This window comes from Streptococcus oralis SK610 (assembly GCF_000257455.1).
Taxonomy (GTDB): Bacteria; Bacillota; Bacilli; order Lactobacillales; family Streptococcaceae; genus Streptococcus; species Streptococcus oralis_CB.
Window position 1 is genome coordinate 119833 of record NZ_AJKQ01000008.1, and the last position, 21852, is coordinate 141684.

Genomic DNA, 21852 nt, shown 5'->3' on the forward strand with positions numbered 1-21852 from the left:
CCCTACCCTTTTTTACCTCTTTGATTATCAAAATAATCCCTTTTCAAGAAAATAATAGTATAATAGAGGCAGAATGTAGAAAAGAGGTAGGCCCATGGCTGTTAAATTTACAAAAACGGATGACTTGGACAAGATGTTTGAAGAATTCGCAAAACTTCCTGACTTAACACAAGTCACTTTTCCAGATGACAAAGATAAAAAAGAAAAAGTTGAGAAGAAAAAATAGATGACGATTTTCCAATCTCTTCCTCCTAGTGTATTACAAGCGGGAGCTATTTTTCTCTCCATCATGATTGAAGCCCTTCCTTTTGTCTTGATTGGGAGTCTCATTTCGGGATTGATTGAGGTCTATATCACACCTGATAAAGTTTATGAGTTTCTCCCTCGCAATCGTTGGGGGAGGATCTTTTTTGGTACCTTCATTGGCTTTCTCTTTCCTTCTTGCGAATGTGGTATCGTTCCGATTATCAATCGTTTTCTGGAAAAGAAAGTGCCCAGCTACACAGCGGTTCCTTTTCTGGTGACTGCTCCCATCATCAATCCTATCGTTCTTTTCGCCACATATTCTGCCTTTGGCAATTCAATAAAACTTGCCTTCTTGCGAGCTCTGGGAGCTATTGTGATTGCTTTGATTCTGGGGATTTTCCTAGGATTTTTCTGGAAGGAACCCATTCAAAAAGAGAATCCTATCGCTTGCCATGAACATGACTTTTCACACTTGGGTCCCGCTAGAAAAGTGTTTCAGATCTTTATACAAGCTATTGATGAGTTTTTCGATATGGGGCGTTACTTGGTCTTTGGCTGTCTCTTTGCGGCTATCGTGCAGGTCTATGTCCCGACTCGGATCTTGACCTCTATCAGTGCTAGTCCAGTCCTTGCGATTCTCTTGCTCATGTTTCTAGCCTTTCTCCTCTCTCTTTGTAGCGAGGCGGACGCCTTTATCGGCGCTTCTCTCCTCTCGAGCTTCGGCCTAGCGCCAGTCCTTGCCTTTCTGGTCATTGGCCCCATGCTTGATATCAAAAATCTCCTCATGATGAAACACTATCTCAAAGCGCGCTTCATCTTGCAATTCATGGGCATCGTGACAGTGTTTGTCTTGCTTTATTCTTACATGATAGGAGTGATGCTATGATCCGATTTTTCATTTTACTGGGTTATTTTGCTCTAACTCTGTATCTGCAGCTATCTGGCAAGCTCAGTCACTACATCAACCTCCACTATTCCTATCTAGTCTATATCTCCATGATCCTTTCTCTTCTGTTGGCTCTGGTCCAATTCTATATCTGGATCAAGAAAATCAACTCTCACAGCCATTTAGAAAGTCGTCGAGCTAGACGAATCAGCCTCCTTTTACTGTCACTACCTCTGTTGATTGGGGTTGCCTTTCCGACAGTAAGTTTGGACTCGAGAACCGTGTCTGCTAAGGGATACCATTTCCCACTTGCTGAGGGAATCGATACTGCTATTCAGGCAAGCGAAGGAACATCCAGTCAATACCTCAAACCCGATACCAGCACCTATTTTTCCAAATCTGCTTATGAAAAGGAAATGAGGTCTACAGCTGACAAATACCTCACCCAACCAACCATTCAAATCACTGATGAAAACTATATGGAGGTCATGGAAGTTCTCTATGACTACCCTCAAGAGTTTGAAGGAAAGAAAATCGAGTTTACAGGCTTTGTTTATAACGATCCTAGCCATCCAGATAGCCAATTCCTCTTTCGCTTTGGGATTATCCACTGTATCGCAGACTCTGGTGTATATGGACTCCTGACCAAGGGAAACTCGCGCCAGTATCCTGACAATACTTGGATCACTGCCAAAGGAACCCTGACCCTCCACTACCATAAAGAACTCAAACAAAAACTCCCAACACTGGAAGTTGAGAGTTTCACCAAAGTAGACAAACCAGAAAATCCTTATGTCTATCGTGTGTTTTAATAAAAAGTAGCCTGAAAAGGCTACTTTTTATTATTTAGTAAGTTTCTAACCTCTTGAGCACCAATCTGATCGCCTGCCTTTTCAAAAAGAGCGATAGCTTGTAAAAAATTTTCATGTGATTCTTCAGGATTTTGTATCGAACCAATCTCTCCTAAACCTCTATAGGCACAAGCTTGGGCAATTAAATCATCTGTTTGCAAAGCTTGTTTTAAGGACTGTTCCATATACATGAATGCTTCTGCTACTTTCCCTAGCTTTAATCGTAAATAACCTTGCTCATAATTGTTAACAGAAGATTTGAGGGTATCCTCTGTAAAAGCTTCTTCAATGATTTTTTGCTCTTTTTCGATATAGAAAAGGGCCGTTTGAAATTCATTCATTTCACGATAAACCATGGCTAACTGATGATAGCCTATATGTTCATGTTCTGGGTCACTTTTAGTTCGTGCTAAGTCAATGTAACGCTGATAGATACTTAAGCACTCGTTGTAATTTTGCTCTTCAAGATAAATATACCCCATCAAATTTAACAAACTAAAATCTGTGCAAGTTTCCAATAAAAAATCAGCTTCAACTAATTTTTTAGCCTCATTAATCTTACCCTCAAACAATAAATCCCATGCTTTATTCATACATTTTCTCCTGCATCTTACGTTGTATAGAAATCTATTGACAAATCGCTATCAGACTCGTATTTTTTCCAAGCTAAACTGAAACCATAGTAATCTTCAAATTCAGGGTGCCAGTCATAATAAAGTGGGACACGACTATACTTTCTCGCTACAACTTCGTCTTCAAATTCTGGAGACTCCCCTGCAGTAATACCAAATTGAAGACCATTTAGTTCCCAAGTATTTCCCCAAACGTTTTCATCAGAGAGAACATCAATCCATCTAGAAGCATCAATATCAAAATCTGCACATAATTCCAGTTCATAGAATCTTCTACAGTTAATCTCTGAAGGCTTAATATAAAGGGCGCTATCAACTTGGTACTTTTTATCGCTGACTTGAATCTGTGTGATTTTCATTGGAATTGGAACTCCATTTAATTCTAACCAGAAATATCCTAAAGGAGTTTTTATACTATAATATGTTTGCTGAGAGTTGGGGTTAGCGTTTTTGGAGCAAGCATCAAGAATTCTTCCCAGCTTTATTATATTTCTACAAACGTTTTTCGAAGTGATTGGGTCGAAATGTGAATACCTACGAATGACACGTTTTAACTTTTCAACAGGAAAAGTGATATCCTTTGGTAGGGCATGATACTTCTATACAACTAAAGCAGTTTTTTCAGTATTTTCCTTCCCGACTGGGACAATAACAGCGTGTCCTATATGGATATTTGGGTCATCACAGATATAAGTATAACCATTCCCTCCCTCCTGAAACTCAACCACAACAAGATTTAACTCTTGATCTGGATCAAAGAGAGGCTCTACCTTTTCTACTTCTTGGCGCTCATAAAAAGTAAAGCGCTCTCTCTCCCCGTCTTCGCCAAAAACCATGAAACTGCCACACTCGGGGCACTTCCACATATAAAATGATGCTTCAGAAATATCATCATAAGAAATTTTATTATGGTCGTCAGCTTTATTTATGATTTCTTCAAACAACTCATCCGAATAAACTGAATAAGCATTTGGATCGGGCGCTCGGCGGTCATTCATTGCTTGCCCACATTTACATGTCCATTTACCCATAAAAAACCTTAGTCGTGGCCTAATTCTTCAAGGAAAAATTGATTTAGAGCTTTCCACTCTTTCTTTTCCTCTCTAACACTTTGAACGTATGCATCCAACTCTTGGATGTTAGCTAAAATATAATCTTGAATTGGCATTATCGGATCAATTTCCATACCTTCAGATCCATTTACCTTGATATCAAGCAATCTTGACACATGCTCTTTCATCTCATCAGGAAGCAATTCTTTGACCAAATCGTCAAATAAAATTGGAGGAACAGAATGGTATTTTTCAATCCAACGACAGGCCAAAATAGGACGCAGCGCATAGAAATACTTTTTAGGTTTGACCTTGTCTCCTGAAAGATACTTATTCATTTGAGTTCTAGCAGTGTTCAAGTAATGGTGGAGCATTTTCTTCTCAGAAAAATATTGGTTGGCAAGTGGACGTATGCGCTCAATAAAATCCGTTTGTTGATAAACAATTGGTGACTGTAACCATTCAAACAGTGTAGGATTAGACTTATAAAGGAGTTTTAAAGTCTTGTCTAAATCCCAGCCACTCACGTCCCAAGTATCGTCAATTGGTAGCTCGATAACATCACGCTGTTCATTCAAACGGAGATAAAAATCCTGCTTGTGTTTGTAGATAAATCGCACATCAAAGTCACTATCAGGAGACTCAAATCCCCAAGCACGACTACCAGACTCAATAGCCCACAAAACTTTGACATCGAAATCACGCTCAATTTCTGCTAATTTTTCCGGTACCAGAACATTCATTTCTTCTTGCGTTTGCATAATAAAGCCTCGTCTATAATTTGGACATAAATAGTTACTAAAATAGGTAACTAAGAGGACTGAAAGTGCATTATATCACACTTTCAAAACTACTAAAAAAAACTAATCCTCCTAGTAGCTTTTTCAGACATTTTCTATACCTGAGACCCATGAATGACAGATTCTCCATCCTTCCAGTTTCGAGCAATCTCTTCGTCTTTCTGGAGTTGGTCTACCAGTTCCTCTACGGAGTCAAATTTGACCATATCGCGGACACGGTCCAGCCAGTAGACCATGACTGTCTCACCGTAAATATCATCTGAAAAGTCGAAAATATTGACTTCAAAACGTGGTTCTTCTCCATCAAAGGTGACATTTTTGCCAACGCTCGCCATTCCACGATATCTCTGACGTTGCACCTTGACATCGACTACGTAAACACCGTCCGCTGGCATGTAAGTTCGGTCTCTTAGGACCAGATTGGCTGTTGGATAACCAATAGTACGCCCACGAGCATTTCCATGAACAACCATCCCACGAGATGGGAGCGGAGTGCCGAGCAGATGATTGACTTCCTTGACATCTCCATCAAGAATAGCTTGGCGAATCCGTGTGGAACTAATCTTGCCCTTTTCATCCTCGACCGGAGGAACAATGATGATCTCTCCATCAAAATAATCCTTCAGGTCATCCGCAGTTTTCTTATCAGAGCCAAAAGTATAGTCAAATCCTGCTACGATAATAGCTGGTTTTAGAGCTCGAACATAGGTATCAAAGAATTCTTGACCCGTTAAACTAGCAAATTTGCTACTAAAGTCAAGTAAGAAAAGAGCCTCTACCCCATGCCATTTCATCTTGTGCTCCCGTTCTTCGTGATTGACGATATGGAGCATAAGCTCAGGTTGATAAGGTTGCAAGGCAAGTTTTGGCGACTCTGTAAAGGTCATCACGACAACTGGCAGATAATCCTTCATAGAAGCCTTACTGGCTACTTCAAAAAGTTTCTGATGCCCCTTGTGGATGCCATCAAAATAACCTAGTACAAGGACTGTATTACCTGGTACTGCAATATCTTTTTCGTTCTTAATAGGTACTGTTGTAATCATGAAACTATTATATCATAGAGAAAGTCTTTTCGCTAAGAGGAAATCCCAAATGTCGTTTTTTGCGCCTGAACTGACCGTAAGAGAAAATTTAGGGCTTTAGTTTTAAAAAATAGCACCTCCTAAGAGATGCTATCATTTGGTAACTAGTCTATTGTTTCTTCTAAATCTTTTAATTTAACCGAAACAATCTTAGAAACACCTGATTCTTGCATGGTAACTCCATAGATAGAGTCCGCTGCCGCCATCGTCCCCTTACGGTGGGTTACGACGATAAACTGACTATCCTTGTCAAAGCGGTTGAGGTAATCCCCAAAACGTTTGACATTGGCTTCGTCCAGCGCTGCCTCTACCTCGTCCAAGATAACAAAAGGAATAGTTTTGACTCGAATGATGGAGAACAACAAGGCCAAGGCTGATAGGGCTTTTTCACCACCACTCATAAGATTGAGAGACTGGATTTTCTTACCTGGAGGTTGGACAGAAATCTCCACACCAGCAGTTAAAAGATCGCCCTCAGTCAATATCAAGTCTGCCTGACCACCGCCAAACATCTGTCTAAATGTCACTTTAAAGGACTCACGAATCGCCTCAAAGGTTGATTTGAATCGTTCCTTAACCTCATCATTCATCTTTGTGATGGTCTCAAGGAGTAGGTTTTTCGCAGACAAAATATCATCTCGTTGGCTATTGAGGAAATCCAAACGATTGTGGACTTCTTCGTACTGTTCAATAGCATCCAAATTGACTGGACCGAGTGAGCGAATAGCTTTCTCAAGATCTTTAACCTCTTGCTCTGCCAGAGTGAGATTTTCCAGTTCATGAGCCTTTTCTAGAGCCTCAGTGTAGCTGATCTGGTACTGGTCAGTTAATTGAGCTTGTAGATAGCGCAAGCGTTCGCTGACCTTTTCCTTTTTGGCTTCAGCACGCGTTTGTTTACGAATCCACTCCTCATTCTGCTGACGAGCCTGATCCAAATGGCTGGCAATATCATCCAGCTGGCCTTCGATATCATCCAACTCAAACTGCTTACGAATCAAACCTTGTTGGAGATTTGTTTTCTGAGTTTTGGCCTCTTCCACCTGCTGACTTAGCAAATCCGTATCAACCTTCTCAAGATTATCAACCTTTTCTTGGAGGAGACGCTGAATCTCCTCTTGCTCGATATCCAGATTATCCAGTTCCTTGCCTAAGCGTTCAATATCAGTCACTTCGTACCGCTTTTGTCCTTGCAGTTCTGACTTAAGCAAGCGCGCTTGAGAAATCTGTTCCTGCAAGTTTTGATAACGTTCTTGAATAGCGTTTTTGTTAGACTTAATCTCTTCAATCTCAGCTTCCAGATTTTGCTTTTCACTGGTGATAGTAGCAAGGCGCTCTTGGCATTTTTCCTTGTCCGCTTGCCAATCTCCTTCAGTAAGGCGATTTAATTCCTCTTCTTGAAGTTTCCAAAGCGTTTCCAGTTCTTCGACCTGCTGCTTGGTTTGTTGATAAGCAAGGTACAAACCTTGCTCCTGAATACGAGCTTGCTCACCCTGAGATTTGATGGCTTCTAATCTTTCTGTCAATACCGCCATCTCGTCTTGCAAGGTCTTCAAAGTCGCTTCTTCTGACCGCAAGTCAGTTTCTTCTTTAGTAATTTCTTTTTGTAATTGCTCCAGCTCTGGCTTGATGAAGATACTGTTATTTTGACGATTGGCACCACCCGCGTAGGAACCACCAGTACGCAACTCTGTGCCATCCAGTGTCACCATGCGAACCTGATAGCGAACTTGGCGAGCAGCGGCACGCGCATGTTCTACGGTATCAAAGATAGCCGTCGTAGCTAGCAAGTTCTTGAAAATGGCTTCTAGTCTAGTATCAAAAGTAACCAACTCATCAGCCATTCCAAGAAAGCCTGGACTTGATGCGATAGCATCTTGATTCTGACTAGAAATCGTACGATCCTTGATTGTTGTCAATGGAAGGAAGGTCGCACGACCGGCTCTGTTGCGCTTGAGGAAATCAATAGCCTTAGTCGCCGCGTTCTCATCTTCTACGATGATGTGCTGACTACTGGCTCCTAGCGCAATCTCAAGAGCTGTTTGATAATGCACATCAAAAGTCAGATGCTCACTAACCGCACCAATAATCCCACCTAAGCGGTCTTTTTCTTGGAGAACACTCTTAACACCCGCGTAAAAGTTGCTATGATTTCTAAGGATATTCTCTAAACTCTGGGCTCTAGCCTGCTTGTTTTTGAGACTATCCAGACGGTCAAATAGTTGGCTCTGCTGGGCTTGATAAGAGGTTTTTTGTTCTTCTTGCTCCTTGGCACTAGCTTGGTAGTCAGCCAATAATTTCTGAACCTGCTCCTTGGCAGTTTCAAGCTCGGCCTCTTGCTGACCAGCCTTCTCTTTAGCTGTAGCCAGTTGTTCTTTCAGTTTCTCAACTTGATCTGCCTGTTTTTGAGATAACTGACGGCTGTTCTCTAGTTCATTCTCGATGCGAGTCAGTTGGTTTGAGACATCCGCTTCTTCTTGTAAAAGAGCGACAAAGCGTTCACGCAAGAGCTCGATCATCTGGTCAGGATCATCTGAAAAAGCTAGCAATTCTGCCTCTAGATGATTGAGTTCTTTGTTGTTTTCAGCTAGATTTTCCTCTAACTGTGCCAAATTTACTTCTTTTTCAGCCTTCTCTGTACTTAGAGTCTTTCTCTTATCTTCCAAAACAGTCAAACGGGCTTGTGCTTCTTGTTGATTGAGGGCTACCTGCTCTGACTCCAGTTTAGATAGGGCTAATTTTCGTTCTAAATCACTTATCAGATTCGTCAGATCCATCAAACTAACTTGGTCTTTGGACATTTGAGCTTGGAGATCTTGGCGTTTCTTTTTAAGACTTTGATTTTCTTCTTCTAACTCTTGACGCTTTTGGTAATAGCTAGTCAAAAGTTCCTGAACCTGAGTTAGTTCTTCTTCCGTCAGCTCTAGTTCAGCCTTGTTTTCCTTAATCTGAGCGACCAAAACATCCAAGTAAATCGCCTTGCGTTGACCATCCAGGTCTAGAAACTTACGAGCATTCTCGGCTTGTTTTGCAAGAGGCTTGATTTGATTGTCCAACTCGTAGATAATGTCTTCAAGCCGGTCTAGATTGTCTTGAGTTTGTTGCAGTTTGCTTTCTGTTTCTTTTCGACGAGTCTTGTATTTCAAAACTCCAGCAGCTTCTTCGAAAATAGCTCGACGTTCTTCAGGCTTGGAGTTAAAAATTTCCTCAACCTTCCCTTGGGAAATAATAGAGAAGGAATCGCGTCCCAATCCCGTATCCAAGAAGAGGTCATGTACATCACGAAGACGGACTTTTTTGCCATCAATTCGATACTCGCTATCACCACTACGATAGATATGGCGTTCTACCTTAATGACTTGCCCTGCATCCTTGATAAAGCCATCTTCATTGTCTAAGGTCACGACAACAGAGGCATAATTGAGCGGCTTACGACTTTCGGTCCCAGCAAAGATAACGTCAGGCATCTTGCCACCACGAAGGCTCTTGACACTAGACTCCCCCAAGGCCCATCGCAAACTTTCTGTAATATTTGACTTCCCAGAACCATTGGGCCCAACGACAGCAGTCACACCTTGGTCAAAAACGACCTTGGTCTTGTCAGCGAAGGACTTGAATCCCTGAATCTCAATTTCCTTTAAATACATGAATCCAGCCCTTTCTCAACTGCATTTTTTGCGGCCTCTTGCTCTGCCAATTTTTTAGAACGGCCTTGACCTTTTCCGATACTCTTGCCCTCAACTAGAACTTCTACATCAAAAACCTTGTCATGGGCAGGTCCCGTTTCAGATGTCACCTGGTAGCGAATATCCACATCTCCATTGACTTGGAGCAACTCTTGCAGATGTGTCTTGTAATCCTTAATCATTTCAAAGTCACCTGCTTCAACCTTGGGAATCATGACCTGATAGATAAACTCTTTTACCTTAGCCACATCCTTGTCCAAAAGCAAAGCCCCCAGAAAAGCTTCAAAGGCATCTCCAAGAATGGTGTCACGATTGCGACCACCAGACTTTTCTTCCCCCTTACCCAGCTTGATAAACTGATCAAACTGGCAATCACGCGCAAAACCAGCCAAACTCTCCTCACGGACAATCATAGCACGGAGTTTAGACAAATCTCCCTCTGGTTTCCTAGGATATTTTTTATAAAGATATTCTGAAATCAATAATTGCAGAACAGCGTCTCCTAAAAATTCCAAGCGCTCATTGTGTGAAATTTTTAAGAGGCGGTGCTCATTGGCATAACTCGTATGAGTAAAGGCCGTTTCCAGTAAATTTTTGTCTGCAAATTCGATTGCAAAACGCTTCTTTAGTACAGTTTGTAATTCTTTCATACCAACCTCTTTCTAACTGATAACAGTCTCTTTTATTATAACAAAAAAAGCCCCCTGAGTCACTTTAAAACGGGACTAGAGGGGATTTGAGCATTTTTTAGAACAAACTTTTCATTTTTAGGGGAAAACTTGGGGCGAGATAAAGAAAAAAGCCTTATTTAAGGCTTTCATAGGCTTTTCACATCCACCCTGAGGGAATCGAACCCCCATCTCAAGAACCGGAATCTTACGTGATATCCATTACACTAAGGGTGGAAACTTGTCTTATTATAACAGAAATTTGCTCTAATAACAAGTTTTTTATTGGTGGACTAAGTGTCTCTTAGTGAGATGCATCCCCGTTCCAGATAGAGTTTTTCACGATAACATAATCAACATGTTTAAGGTCGGCAACTTTTCGTCCACCTGCGTAGGAAATGGCACTTTGCAAGTCCTGCTCCATCTCAGTAAGGGTATCTTGCAAGTGTCCTTTGGCAGGCAGTAAGATGCGCTTACCTTCCACATTTTTATATGCTCCCTTTTGGTATTGAGAAGCTGAACCATAGTATTCTTTGAACTGTTCCCCATCAACTTCGATCGTTTTCCCCGGGCTTTCGATATGTCCTGCAAATAGGGAACCGATCATGACCATGCTAGCACCGAAACGGATAGATTTGGCAATATCGCCATGAGTACGAATCCCACCATCAGCGATAATCGGTTTGCGAGCAGCCTTAGCACACCAGCGAAGGGCAGCCAACTGCCAGCCACCTGTACCAAAACCAGTCTTGACCTTGGTGATACAAACCTTACCAGGACCGATTCCAACCTTAGTAGCATCCGCACCGGCATTTTCCAGTTCACGCACTGCTTCTGGTGTTCCCACATTCCCAGCAATGACAAAAGTATCTGGCAATTCTTTCTTGATGTGTTGAATCATAGAAATCACGCTATCCGCATGACCGTGAGCAATGTCAATCGTAATATATTCCGGAGCATCAGCCTTGAGTTGGCTAACGAAATCATACTCGTAATCCTTGACCCCGACTGAAATAGAAGCAATGAGCCCTTGATCGTGCATGCGCTTGATAAAAGGAATGCGCCCCGCTTCATCAAAACGGTGCATAATGTAGAAGTATCCGCCTTTAGCCAGTTGCTCTGCAACATTCTCATCCAAAATCGTCTGCATATTGGCTGGTACAACAGGTAGTTTGAAAGTGTGATTTCCAAGTGTGACACTTGTATCCGCTTCTGCACGGCTTTTAATGACACATTTATTTGGGATCAACTGAATATCTTCGTAATCAAAAATTGGAAATTCATTTAACATATCGATGTCTCGTTTCTTTTGTAATGACCTACCTATGCTTGCGCATCTCTACGCCTTTTTCCGACGTTTCCTTAATTAATTATAAACAAAAGTACAGTTTTTGTCAAATAATTTCAATTATAAAACAATAATGTTCGGTTTTTTGTTTAAGTATAAAAAGTGAGGAGATTAGTTTCTCCCCACTTCCTTATCAATATTTCTTTTAAAAATTGCTTCGGAGCTTTCCATCATTTCACAAAATTCATTATAAGATGAAGCATTCTGAGGGATTTGGATAGACAATTTCTTCAACAAAGCTCCATAACCTGCTAGCTTTCCTATTTCATTATCAACAACCTTGTGCTTGCTCGGAAAAACAAGACCAGCTTTCCCAGCTTCTAAAATATAAGAATAGGAAATCAACTGGAACAAGTCCTCGCGATTGATCCCTTTTTCAGTAAACTCCAGTTTTTTATATTTTGTATCTAGAACTATTTTTAACTCTTTATGATAAAAATCTGGAAATACTTTTCTTTCACGATTAGAAAATACTGAAATTCCGTCCGTCTTAACCTTATTTCGTGGATGGATGAAATCTTTTGGCAACAGGGTGTAAATATACTCTTCCCAGAGCCAGGAAACATCGAAAAGAATACCATGAATTTTTTGTTCCTGATACCCTAAACCGTGCTTTTCTTGGTTTAGAATCATCAGACAAAGTTCTTGTAACTTTATGTACTCGTGAAAGTATGCATGACGTACAGGTTTAGATTGATTACCCCGAATAATCTTGGCTCGATCAACTAGTTTATAAGAGGGCGTTACACGCACGATTTCAGATACATTTTCACGACTAGTTAAGAGATTATCAAATACCCCTTGACCAATGCCTTTCTGGTTTTTAATGTATTCAATAGTGTGACGGATCAACTGCATGAGTGGATTATCATAGGTGAACTCTCTCGTTGTGTAGGCAACATTTCCCATAAAAGGGAGATTTTTTTTCAGATGATTTCCAACATCTAGTATGCCCTTCACATGACTATCGTTATGGGAAAATCGCTGGTATTCCTTATAAAGACCTTTTCTGAGAGCAGCTTGCAGATATTTGGGAAAGAGGTAAATCAAAAGCTGATAGAGTTTATCCTCTTGAGATAGACCGATGTCTAAACTAGTCAGATTAATATTGAGAACCTTTTGTAAAAGATAATGCAAAAAATGGTCGTTACTTTCATCAGAAAAACGAGAGGAAATCGTCAATCTTTCCTGACCACACCCCAGAAAACCAATCACATTTCCAGTCTTAATTTCCTGATTGACTGTTTCCAAAATCTTTTGATCCTTATCCAAATCAGGAGTATGAGTCAAATCATTTGGAAAAATAAAGATATTGTCCTCTTTAGAAAGGTTATCCAGTGTTCTATCAAGAAGGGCTTGACTTAGTTTGGGATATTCTGCGACAAAGTCTTCTTTAGCAATTCTATGCTGATTATCAGTTATCCGCATCATTATCACCAGTATCTTGGGGTTCTGTTTGCTCTTTATTTGTCAGATCAAATGCTTTTTTCAATGTTTGCAGAGTTTCATCTTCTTCATAAGAACCACGTAAGTAGTCTTCTAGTACCGGTTTAATATAATCAGACCAGAGCAATTCATAATCAAAATCTACTTCCTGCAACTTAAGGAAGTAACTTGGTCCAATATGATAATGACTGTTTAATTCCTGAACGTTTTCTATAGCAGTATTCAAGTTTCTTAGACGAATTTTTGCTTCTTCTGAATGGATATTCAGCTCTTTATCCAACATGCCAACTTGACTTTCAGCAGTAACTTCAACAAAACGGAAACGACGACGCATAGCAAAATCAAAGGTATCCACTGAACGATCAATATCATTCATTGTTCCGATGATGTAAACATTTTCGGGGATATAAAACTTTTCATCAGTTTCGTGTAGATTTGCATATTGGGTGGAAACACTCCCGCTTTCACCACGATAACCAGGGTCGATAGAGAAAAAGAGTTCGCCAAAAATCTTAGAAATCTCCCCACGATTGATTTCATCAATGATGAAGACGAATTTCTTGTCTGTGTCAATTTCTGTTGGAGAAATATAATCTTTCAGACCAAATCTTTTCTTTAAAGTTTCTAGGACTTTTTTTCCTTGATTACGATAATAGGGCTGTTTCAGATATTTTTCATCTTTATAGAGTTCATAAACATAAGATTTTGTTAAGCAAGTTCCTTGGGCTTTAGTTTCATAATTGATATTAAAATTATTTCGACTATTTACTGTGAGATAGGAAAATTCTGTCAAATATTCTTTTTCATCTCTGCTATTTACATATTCAAGATAAAGATCCCACGCTTCCTCAAAATTATCTTGTCCTCCAGTTTTCTGAGCTTCTTTAGCCTTCTGACAAAACTTCTTAAAGATACCATCTTCTAGCCTAAACTCAATAGCTCCATCCCCATTTGATACTGGTCTTAAACCCTCCACAAAATCCGTATAGTCATAAGATGGGTGAAATTGTACAAATTCAATTTGGTCTTTGTTGCCATCTGTTAATTCGTTTGCAATATCAATAGCAAGGTGTGTTTTTCCTGTACCAGGTGCACCTCGAAGGATAAGGTTTTTGGATTTTCTTAATATATCTAAATAATCGTTAATATTTTTATTCATAACAACTTTCTCTATATTTTTTCTGTATGTGCCATTTAGAATGGATTTATATAAATTGATACGTTCCTTGTTTCTGTCCCAGTTGATGGTTTGTCTTGCACCTTTTGTACCTTGGTATTCCCATCCACCATCTACTTTCAACCAATTAACACCAATACAATGTTTAAACTTTGATTTTGTTTCATCAAAATAATAAGGTTTCACACATTGACCAATTCCTAAAATTTTCTTAAATCCTGTGGTAGCTATTATGTAATCATCTTTTTTTATGTCATGAGCAAATTTCCAAATAAATTTATCTCTCTGTTTTCCCTGATTCAATTCTTGAGGATTTTTATAATCTAGAATACTAGACAAATTAGAATCAAAATCTATGCAAGCTATATTCTCTTCTTTAAATAAGGACCAGACATTGCCACCACGACCTGCAACTATCATCCAATAATTTACTTTATCTTCCATTTTATAGCTCCTGTTTCACATTATAGGCTGTTAAATTTAATTGATTAATTTCTATAAACATATATTTTATATATAGAATATCATATCCTATAGAAAAAGAAAAGAATTTCCAAACAAAAAGCCCAGTGTTAGGAGCTTAAATATCTCATAACACTAGACTTCTTTTTTTATCTTAGTAATATTCACCCTGACGGTAGTCCCATGAGTTAAAGGTATCTGACAGGTGCATCATGATTTTATCAATGTCAAGCCCTTTGCGGATAACAACTGGTGCTGGTGAGATTGAACGGTCTCCTCCTTGTTCTGGGATGAGTTTACCATCTTTATCAACCATAGACACCATCACACCTTGCTCGTAGCGAGTTTCAATGGTTTTGTCAGGTTGGATGGATGCTACATAATCGTCAGCTTCGATGACAAGATCCACTGCTCCTTCGATTCGTTCTCCGATTCCTTCCACCTTACCACGGTTTCCTTTTCCAGATGGGTTAGCTGATGAGGCGTATACCATCTTGCCTTCTTCCCAAAGTTTAGCAGCCAACTGTTCTCCTGCTTTCCCGAATTTGATAACAAAACAGCTTGTTCCACGCACATCAGTCATCAGCTCTTCACGACCATCACCGTATGCTTTCAATTTCTCAAAGGCTTCTGGTTTCCATGGAAGGATACAACCGAGGAGAATATCTTCATCCCAATGTTTTTGGTAGAAGGCTTCAATTTCTGGATTGAGTTGTGCTAAAGCGCGAAGCTCATCCATGCTACCACAGAGGACAACACCAGGTTTGTTACGGTTACGATCTTTAGCTTCAAACTTACGTTCAAGTCCTGCCTTATCGCTGGTCATGATAATGTAACCAACTTTTGTAGGGCAAACGATACATCCTCCCTCACCTTTTAAAATGTCATATCCTTCTTGTGAAAGTGTTCCGTTCCATTGAATGTGTTTTGTCATAATTCTATATTTCCTTTTCTATTTTTTCTAATCCTGCCAGTAGGCCGGTCGTTGTTTTTCATAAGCAGCAATCAAGTCTTCATACTGCAAAGTAATACCGATATCATCCAAACCATTTAAAAGCTTGTGTTTCCACTCGCTATCGATTTCAAAAGTGAATTCTCCAACTGGTGAGATGATTTTTTGTTGTTCCAAGTCTACAGTTACCTGGTCGGTCGGTTTGAGTTGGGCTAGCTTTTCTCTAACCTCCCTAGGCTGAACAATAGGCAACATGCCATTATTGAGTTCATTATTGTAATGAATGTCCCCGAAAGATCCTGCAATCACGACCTTAAAACCATAGTCGGCTAGAGCCCAAGCTGCGTGTTCTCTGGAAGAACCTGCCCCAAAGTTATCCCCTGAGATGAGAATACTAGCTTTTCGATATTCAGGTCGGTTAAAGACAAAGTCTGGATCCTCAGTGTAGTTATCGTCCAGATAACGCCAAGCATACATGAGGTACTTACCAAAGCCTTTCTTATCAATTAACTTGAGAAACTGCTTGGGAAGGATTTGGTCAGTATCAATGTTATCATTCATAAGAGGAACGGTCGTTCCCGTATAAACTGTAAATTTCTCCATATCCTCTCCTTACTGGGCCTCTGGCATTTTCCGAACATCTACGAAGCGCCCTGCGATAGCTGCCGCAGCTGCCATGGCTGGACTGCAAAGATGGGTCTTAGCGCCAAATCCTTGTCTATCTTCAAAGTTGCGGTTACTGGTTGAAGCACAGTGAACACCATCAGGTACCTTGTCGGGATTCATCCCCAGGCACATAGAGCAACCTGGGTCTCTCCACTCAAAGCCAGCGTCTAAGAAAACCTTATCCAAACCCAACTTCTCCGCAGCTCGTTTCACAGGACGAGAGCCCGGAACTACAATTGCTGTTAGATTGGGAGCTATTTTCTTCCCTTTGACAAATCGCGCAGCCAGTTGCAAGTCGCTGAGACGAGCATTGGTACAAGACCCGATAAAGATATAGCCTAGCTCAATATCCGCTGGCTTTTGACCAGGCTCCAAGTCCATGTAATGATATGCTCGTTCATCATTCATATCCTTAATTTCTGGAAAACTACTGTCAAAGTCAACGCCCATAGCTGGATTGGTTCCCCAGGTCACCATAGGAGCCAAGTCTGAGACATCCATCCGGATAACCTTATCATAAACAGCATCCTCATCGCTGACAAGGGTCTTCCAGTCGGTAACAGCTTCTTCGAAAGCTTCTGGAACACATTCTCGTCCCTTGAGATAGTCATAAGTCGTCTGATCCGGATTCATGATTCCCATCTTAGAGCCAAACTCGATGGACATATTGCAGATAGTCATTCTCTCTTCCATGGTTAGAGTATCAATCGCTTGCCCACGATATTCCACCACATATCCTACACCACAAGCAACGCCGTACTTGGCAATTAAGGCGAGAATGTAATCCTTAGAATAAACTCCTTTTTGAGGAACTCCAGTGAATTCAACCAACATTTTCTTGGGTTTAACTTGCCAGAGTGTCTGGGTAGCAAAGACATGCTCGACCTCACTGGTCCCAATCCCAAAAGCGATAGCTCCGAAAGCTCCGTGAGTAGCTGTGTGGCTATCTCCACAGACGATGAATTTTCCTGGTTGCGTCCGCCCTGTTTCTGGTCCAACCATGTGAACGATACCTTGTTTTTCAGAACCGTGGGCCGCATGTTCAATCCCAAACTCCTCAACATTTTCAGCAAGCTTATCAATTTGAGCCTTAGAAATCACATCTCGAATATCGTAGATATTGACCGTTGGTACATTGTGGTCAAAGGTTCCAAATGTCAAGTCGGGCCGTCTCAATCTGCGACCTGCATCTCGTAATCCTTGAAAAGCTTGGGGACTAGTCACTTCATGAATATAGTGCTGGTCCACATACATGAGTTGGGGTTGACCTTCTTCTCCTGTGATGACATGGCGATCCCATAATTTATCAAAAATCGATTTTCCTGCCATCCATTACCTCCAAATAAAATATAAGGCTACTAGTGTGGTTACCATCCCGAGAAACCAAACTGTTTTAAAATACCATTTTCTAGTCTTGTGGTGAAAGCTGATTCCTGCCAACCAGGCACCAAAACCACCACAAGTAAGAGCCAAAATGAGTAAGATTTTCTCTGGGATGCGCCAAGCACCTCTTCTTGCCTTGGATTTGTCAATGCCATAAATCAAGAAAACCAGCAAATTCCAAATCAAGAGGACAAGCGTGATTCCTTCATTTATCTTCATAATCTTTCAATGATGGCTTCTGTCATTTCCTTGGTCGAAGCCTTTCCTCCAATATCTCTTGTTAAAACACCTGCTGCCAAACTGTTCTCAACAGCATGTTCGATACGCTCCGCATCCTCATAACGTCCAAAGCTATCTCTCAACATCATGGCAACTGACAAAATCATGGAGATAGGGTTGGCAATTCCTTGACCTGCAATATCAGGTGCCGAACCATGAATAGGCTCATAAAGACTTGGACCTTTTTCAGAATGACTAGCTGATGGCATGACACCAAGTGTGCCTGATAGAACACTCGATTCATCAGATAAGATATCTCCGAAAAGATTCTCTGTCACGATGACATCAAACTTAGCAGGATTGGTAATCATGAGCATGGCAGCTGAGTCCACCAACTGGTGCTCCAAGGTTACATCTGGGAAATCCTGCGCGACTTCCTCAGCTACTCTCCGCCAGAGTTTAGAGGTTGCCAGAACATTTTGTTTATCAATACTGGTAACGATTTTTCTGCGATTTCTTGCGATTTCAAATGCCTTGCGAAGAATCCGCTCTACTTCCTCATAGCTGTAGTCATTGATATCACGCGCTTTTCGCTCTTCAAGAATATGATCTCCAAAGTAAATCCCACCTGTCAACTCACGCACCACGACAAAGTCTACACCAGCAATTCGTTCTGGTTTAAGTGGTGACAAATGCTTGAGACTGTCAAAGATTTTTACGGGGCGAATATTAGCATAGAGATTGAGTTCCTTACGAAGAGCCAGCAAGCCTTGTTCAGGCCGAATCGCTGCTCCATCATACTGGGGACTACCGATAGCTGCTAGGAGAATAGCATCTGCTTCTCTACATGACTTGAGGGTTTCATCAGGTAAGGGATGCCCCACAGCATCAATACCTACACCTCCAAAGGGGCATCTATCTATCTCATAGTCAAAACCTGTTTTTGAAGCTAGAGCTTCCAGAACTGCTAAACCAGCTTCCATGATTTCTGGACCGATTCCATCCCCTGCTAAAGCTACTATTTTCTTTGTCATAGCCTTCTCCTTTACACACTAGGCATGTCTCGGTAGGAAACGCTACGCCCCATCTCACCAGCATTCTCTTTTTGAACAAAAGTATTGGCATTGATATAAGCAATAGCCGAAGCTTTCAGTACATCAAAATCGAGTCCTGCTGCATTAAAGATGGTTTCGGTATCTCTGTTTTCAACAGTGACCAAAACCCGAGCTTGGGCATCGATTCCATCTGTTACCGCGTCAATAGTATAGGACACCAAGCGGACAGATTGGTTAAAGAACTTATCGATAGCGTTAAAGATTGCTTCAACGGAACCTTGCCCTGTCGCATTAAATTCGACTTTTTCACCATCCATATTAGCTAGGCTAACGAGGGCTTCAATGTCATTGTCTGCATGAGTTTGAAGTTGTAAATCATCAAAATGGAAGCCTTCTGGATTTTCAACCATGGTGCCAGCGACCAGAGCTCGAATATCTGCATCTGTGATTTCTTGTTTCTTATCTGCCAGTGCCTTGAACTTAGCGAAGAGTGGTTTGATATCCTCTTCTGTAAAATCTAGGGCCAGTTCTCTTAGTTTTTCAACAAAGGCATGGCGACCTGACAATTTACCAAGCGGAAGACTATTGCTCTTAACACCGACCAATTCAGGTGTGATGATCTCATAAGTGAGAGGATTTTTAAGGACTCCATCTTGGTGAATACCAGACTCGTGAGAGAAGGCATTGCCACCAACGACAGCCTTGTTTTTAGGAACTGGAATACCAGAAAAGCGAGAAACCATTTCAGACGTATTCATTGTTTCATCCAAAACAATATCACTAGTGGCTTGGAAGAAATCCTCACGAATCTTCAAAGCAACAGCTACTTCTTCAAGAGCAACATTACCTGCGCGTTCACCGATGCCATTAATAGTTCCCTGGACACGTCCAGCACCGTGTTTAATTGCTGTCAAAGTATTTGCAGTTGCCATACCGAGATCATCGTGACAGTGGACACCAAAGACAACTTTATGATCTGATTTAATATTTTCAGTCAAGTGATCAAAGATGCGTGCAAACTCTTCTGGAGTCGTAAAGCCAACTGTGTCAGGGATATTGATATAAGATGCACCTGCATCGACCGCTGTTTGAACGACTTGTAAGAGGAAATCCAACTCTGTTCTAGTCGCATCTTCAGGAGAGAACTCGACGATTTCAAACTTAGAACGTGCATAAGAAACATGCTCCTTGATAGCTTCTAAAATCTCTTCCTTACTCTTATTGAGCTTATACTTGCGATGAATCGGACTGGTAGCGATAAAGACATGAATTTGTGGATACTTGGCATCCTTAAGAGCCTCATAACAAGCATCAATATCAGATTTTACAGAACGAGCTAATCCTGTCACTGCTGTTTTTTTCATGGCTCTAGCAATTTTTTGAACGGCTATAAATGAATCTGGACTAGCAGCCGGAAAACCAGCTTCAATTACAGAAATTCCCCATTTCTCCAGCTGTCTTGCAATGGAAACTTTTTCCTTTATTGAGAAGTTAACACCAGGTGTTTGTTCCCCATCACGAAGGCTTGTATCAAAAAATTCAACTTTACGCATAAGATTTCCCCTTTTCCAAATGTGGTTTTAAAAAAACATCTCGCTCAGAAGCCCAAGCGAGATGTTGATTTACTCCCGCTTGGTAAGCCAAACAGGACTAATGCTTTTGCACTAGCCCGAGTACCTCAACAACAAAGCAAATTGATTAAACTTAGCTGTTTTCATGTTTGACTTTCTCCTTCGTTTGATGTCTTGTTAAGTATTTTAGCATAGGAAAAATCTCTTGTCAAGAAAAAATCCAATATTTTCTGAAAATTTCTTCAGTAAAGAATATTTTGCTAATTGAAAGTATTTGAAAAATCAAGTAACTTTCCTTATTTTTTCACAGTCAAGTTCCAACTTCTTTCGATGAGTTCTAATGCTTCTTCATCTTGCAAACTATCATCAAGCGCCAGACTAAGCCAGTAGCGTTTGTTCATATGAAAGGCTGGATAAATGCCCCTTTTTGAAAGCAAGTCAGCTACTTGGTCGTGTTTGAGGTTGACTGCTTCGACTAGCCCTTCTCTCCCCTTTTCCAGCTTATCCCAAGGAATTCTCATTAAAACAGCATACCACTTTTGATTACCTTCATGGCGTAATACAGCTGTATCAGGCGACTTTTCCCAAAGATACTCCAACTGATTACCATACTTTTCCTGAACTTGAGCCATGATACGCTTAGTCTGAGGACAGATAAAATCCTGTACATCAAAGCAAGCCTTCCGAACCTGGTAAAGAATCTCCAAACAAGCCTCACGGACACTTCCGACAAAACTTCCCCTCATACTTTCCATATGTACCTGGGGATAGAGATCTCCCGTTTCCTGGTCAAAGACAAGAAAACTCACATTATCAGGAGTGATGGAGAGTATCATGAAAAATTCACCCTGCAAAATCTGGCAACTATAGGTCCAGACTTCTCCATTTTCTACAAAACCATAGGCAGAAGCTTTTTCTTTATTAAACTGATAGGATTTAAAAATTTCAAACATAAGTGAAAACTGCTACCAAAAGCTAGCAGTTCCTTTCTATTTTTTAAAAGGCAACCTTGGTACCGTGAAGTTGTGTCACGCCTAGTTGATCGATAAAGGTTTGACGGTTATCCAAGTCAATCCCCCCACCTGGTAAGATTTCAATTTTACCTTTTGCATGTCCCAAAATTCTGTGATAGTGTTCAAAACGTTTCTCTAGCGAGTCCCCAGACACACCAGCACGAGTTAAGATACGAGTGACACCAGCTTGGCTGAGCCAGTCAATGGCCTCCAATTGCTCTTCATCACTCAATTCATCAAAAGCCATGTGGAAAACAATTTCCATTCCTTTAGATGCGGCAATCAGCTTCTCCAGATTAGCTTTATCCAACTTCTTATCAGCAGTTAAAGCACCAAATACAACACCTTGACTTCCAGCTTGCGCAGTCAAACGAATATCTTCTAGCATGATCGCTATTTCAAGATCAGTATAGACAAAATCGCCACCACGGGGACGAATCATAGTCATGATGGTGGTATCGTAATTAGCTGCCAGTTCAACCGCTGCCTTGGTCACTCCATAGCTAGGTGTTGTTCCTCCTACTGCTAGATTGTCACAAAGTTCGATTCGACGAGCTCCAGCCTGCATTGCTTTTTCAAGCAAGGTCACATTTTCAGCACAAAATTCGTAAATCATTTGATTCTCCTTGATGTTTTCTTTAAATTTATTATATCATA

Annotated in this window: 19 protein-coding genes, 1 tRNA gene and 1 pseudogene; 3 read left to right on the plus strand and 18 right to left on the minus strand. The window is 40.8% G+C overall.

All coding sequences use genetic code 11. The features are described from left to right. The first annotated feature begins 94 nt into the window (after nt 1-94). From HMPREF1115_RS12335 to HMPREF1115_RS05300, 3 genes are read left to right on the plus strand one after another with little or no spacing between them, the layout of a single operon-like run. Nucleotides 95-226, plus strand: a complete 132-nt coding sequence (locus HMPREF1115_RS12335) for an SPJ_0845 family protein (RefSeq protein WP_000268696.1) — start codon at nt 95-97, stop codon at nt 224-226. Next, complete coding sequence (locus HMPREF1115_RS05295; RefSeq protein ID WP_000151877.1) at nt 227-1132, plus strand: permease; 906 nt, start codon at nt 227-229, stop codon at nt 1130-1132. It abuts the gene before it with no gap. After that, a complete protein-coding gene (locus tag HMPREF1115_RS05300; RefSeq protein ID WP_000617743.1) occupies nt 1129-1944 on the plus strand; it encodes a TIGR03943 family putative permease subunit in 816 nt (271 codons plus the stop codon). The genes HMPREF1115_RS05295 and HMPREF1115_RS05300 overlap by 4 nt, the downstream gene beginning before the upstream one ends. Nucleotides 1945-1964: 20 nt before the next feature. On the opposite strand, the gene HMPREF1115_RS05305 is transcribed toward HMPREF1115_RS05300, so the two are convergent. From HMPREF1115_RS05305 to HMPREF1115_RS05390, 18 genes and pseudogenes are all read right to left on the minus strand, one after another. Beyond that, nucleotides 1965-2576, minus strand: coding sequence for a tetratricopeptide repeat protein (locus HMPREF1115_RS05305; RefSeq protein WP_001030549.1), 612 nt, complete (start codon nt 2574-2576; stop codon nt 1965-1967). Nucleotides 2577-2593: 17 nt separating this feature from the next. Next, nucleotides 2594-3646 (minus strand): annotated as a pseudogene (locus HMPREF1115_RS12070) (hypothetical protein). Between the two features lie 8 nt (nt 3647-3654). Then, a complete protein-coding gene (locus tag HMPREF1115_RS05315; protein ID WP_001194454.1) occupies nt 3655-4428 on the minus strand; it encodes a nucleotidyltransferase domain-containing protein in 774 nt (257 codons plus the stop codon). Between the two features lie 134 nt (nt 4429-4562). After that, on the minus strand, nt 4563-5513 hold the full coding sequence (locus tag HMPREF1115_RS05320) for a bifunctional riboflavin kinase/FAD synthetase (RefSeq protein ID WP_000633652.1): 951 nt from the start codon (nt 5511-5513) through the stop codon (nt 4563-4565). Between the two features lie 143 nt (nt 5514-5656). Beyond that, nucleotides 5657-9196 carry a chromosome segregation protein SMC gene (gene smc / locus HMPREF1115_RS05325; RefSeq protein ID WP_000280908.1) on the minus strand — a complete coding sequence of 1180 codons (3540 nt, stop codon included), beginning with the start codon at nt 9194-9196 and terminating at the stop codon, nt 5657-5659. Then, the gene (gene rnc / locus HMPREF1115_RS05330) at nt 9187-9885 is read right to left on the minus strand and encodes a ribonuclease III (protein ID WP_000661478.1); all 699 of its coding nucleotides are present in this window, start codon (nt 9883-9885) and stop codon (nt 9187-9189) included. The genes smc and rnc overlap by 10 nt, the downstream gene beginning before the upstream one ends. A 183-nt stretch (nt 9886-10068) precedes the next feature. After that, nucleotides 10069-10140, minus strand: a tRNA-Arg gene (locus tag HMPREF1115_RS05335). Nucleotides 10141-10207: 67 nt separating this feature from the next. Further along, nucleotides 10208-11194 (minus strand): GMP reductase, encoded by a 987-nt coding sequence (locus tag HMPREF1115_RS05340; RefSeq protein ID WP_000931163.1) that lies wholly within the window; start codon nt 11192-11194, stop codon nt 10208-10210. A gap of 168 nt (nt 11195-11362) precedes the next feature. Beyond that, complete coding sequence (locus HMPREF1115_RS05345; RefSeq protein WP_080569218.1) at nt 11363-12682, minus strand: McrC family protein; 1320 nt, start codon at nt 12680-12682, stop codon at nt 11363-11365. After that, nucleotides 12666-14318 (minus strand): AAA family ATPase, encoded by a 1653-nt coding sequence (locus tag HMPREF1115_RS05350; protein WP_000389724.1) that lies wholly within the window; start codon nt 14316-14318, stop codon nt 12666-12668. The genes HMPREF1115_RS05345 and HMPREF1115_RS05350 overlap by 17 nt, the downstream gene beginning before the upstream one ends. A gap of 172 nt (nt 14319-14490) precedes the next feature. After that, on the minus strand, nt 14491-15270 hold the full coding sequence (locus HMPREF1115_RS05355; protein ID WP_000160499.1) for an L-threonylcarbamoyladenylate synthase: 780 nt from the start codon (nt 15268-15270) through the stop codon (nt 14491-14493). 27 nt (nt 15271-15297) lie between these two features. Continuing rightward, nucleotides 15298-15891 carry a 3-isopropylmalate dehydratase small subunit gene (gene leuD / locus HMPREF1115_RS05360; protein WP_000410640.1) on the minus strand — a complete coding sequence of 198 codons (594 nt, stop codon included), beginning with the start codon at nt 15889-15891 and terminating at the stop codon, nt 15298-15300. Between the two features lie 9 nt (nt 15892-15900). After that, nucleotides 15901-17283 (minus strand): 3-isopropylmalate dehydratase large subunit, encoded by a 1383-nt coding sequence (gene leuC / locus HMPREF1115_RS05365; protein WP_000907577.1) that lies wholly within the window; start codon nt 17281-17283, stop codon nt 15901-15903. A 3-nt stretch (nt 17284-17286) separates the two neighbouring features. Continuing rightward, nucleotides 17287-17556 carry a DUF1294 domain-containing protein gene (locus HMPREF1115_RS05370; RefSeq protein WP_000700098.1) on the minus strand — a complete coding sequence of 90 codons (270 nt, stop codon included), beginning with the start codon at nt 17554-17556 and terminating at the stop codon, nt 17287-17289. Then, nucleotides 17553-18590, minus strand: coding sequence for a 3-isopropylmalate dehydrogenase (leuB, locus tag HMPREF1115_RS05375; RefSeq protein ID WP_000162507.1), 1038 nt, complete (start codon nt 18588-18590; stop codon nt 17553-17555). Before leuB ends, HMPREF1115_RS05370 begins: the two co-directional genes overlap by 4 nt. Before the next feature lie 11 nt (nt 18591-18601). Then, entirely contained in the window at nt 18602-20164 is a 1563-nt protein-coding gene (locus tag HMPREF1115_RS05380) for a 2-isopropylmalate synthase (RefSeq protein WP_001233218.1), read from the minus strand. A gap of 314 nt (nt 20165-20478) precedes the next feature. Beyond that, nucleotides 20479-21135, minus strand: coding sequence for an MmcQ/YjbR family DNA-binding protein (locus HMPREF1115_RS05385; protein WP_000461571.1), 657 nt, complete (start codon nt 21133-21135; stop codon nt 20479-20481). Between the two features lie 43 nt (nt 21136-21178). Beyond that, entirely contained in the window at nt 21179-21811 is a 633-nt protein-coding gene (locus HMPREF1115_RS05390; protein WP_000638802.1) for a copper homeostasis protein CutC, read from the minus strand. Between the last annotated feature and the right edge of the window lie 41 nt (nt 21812-21852).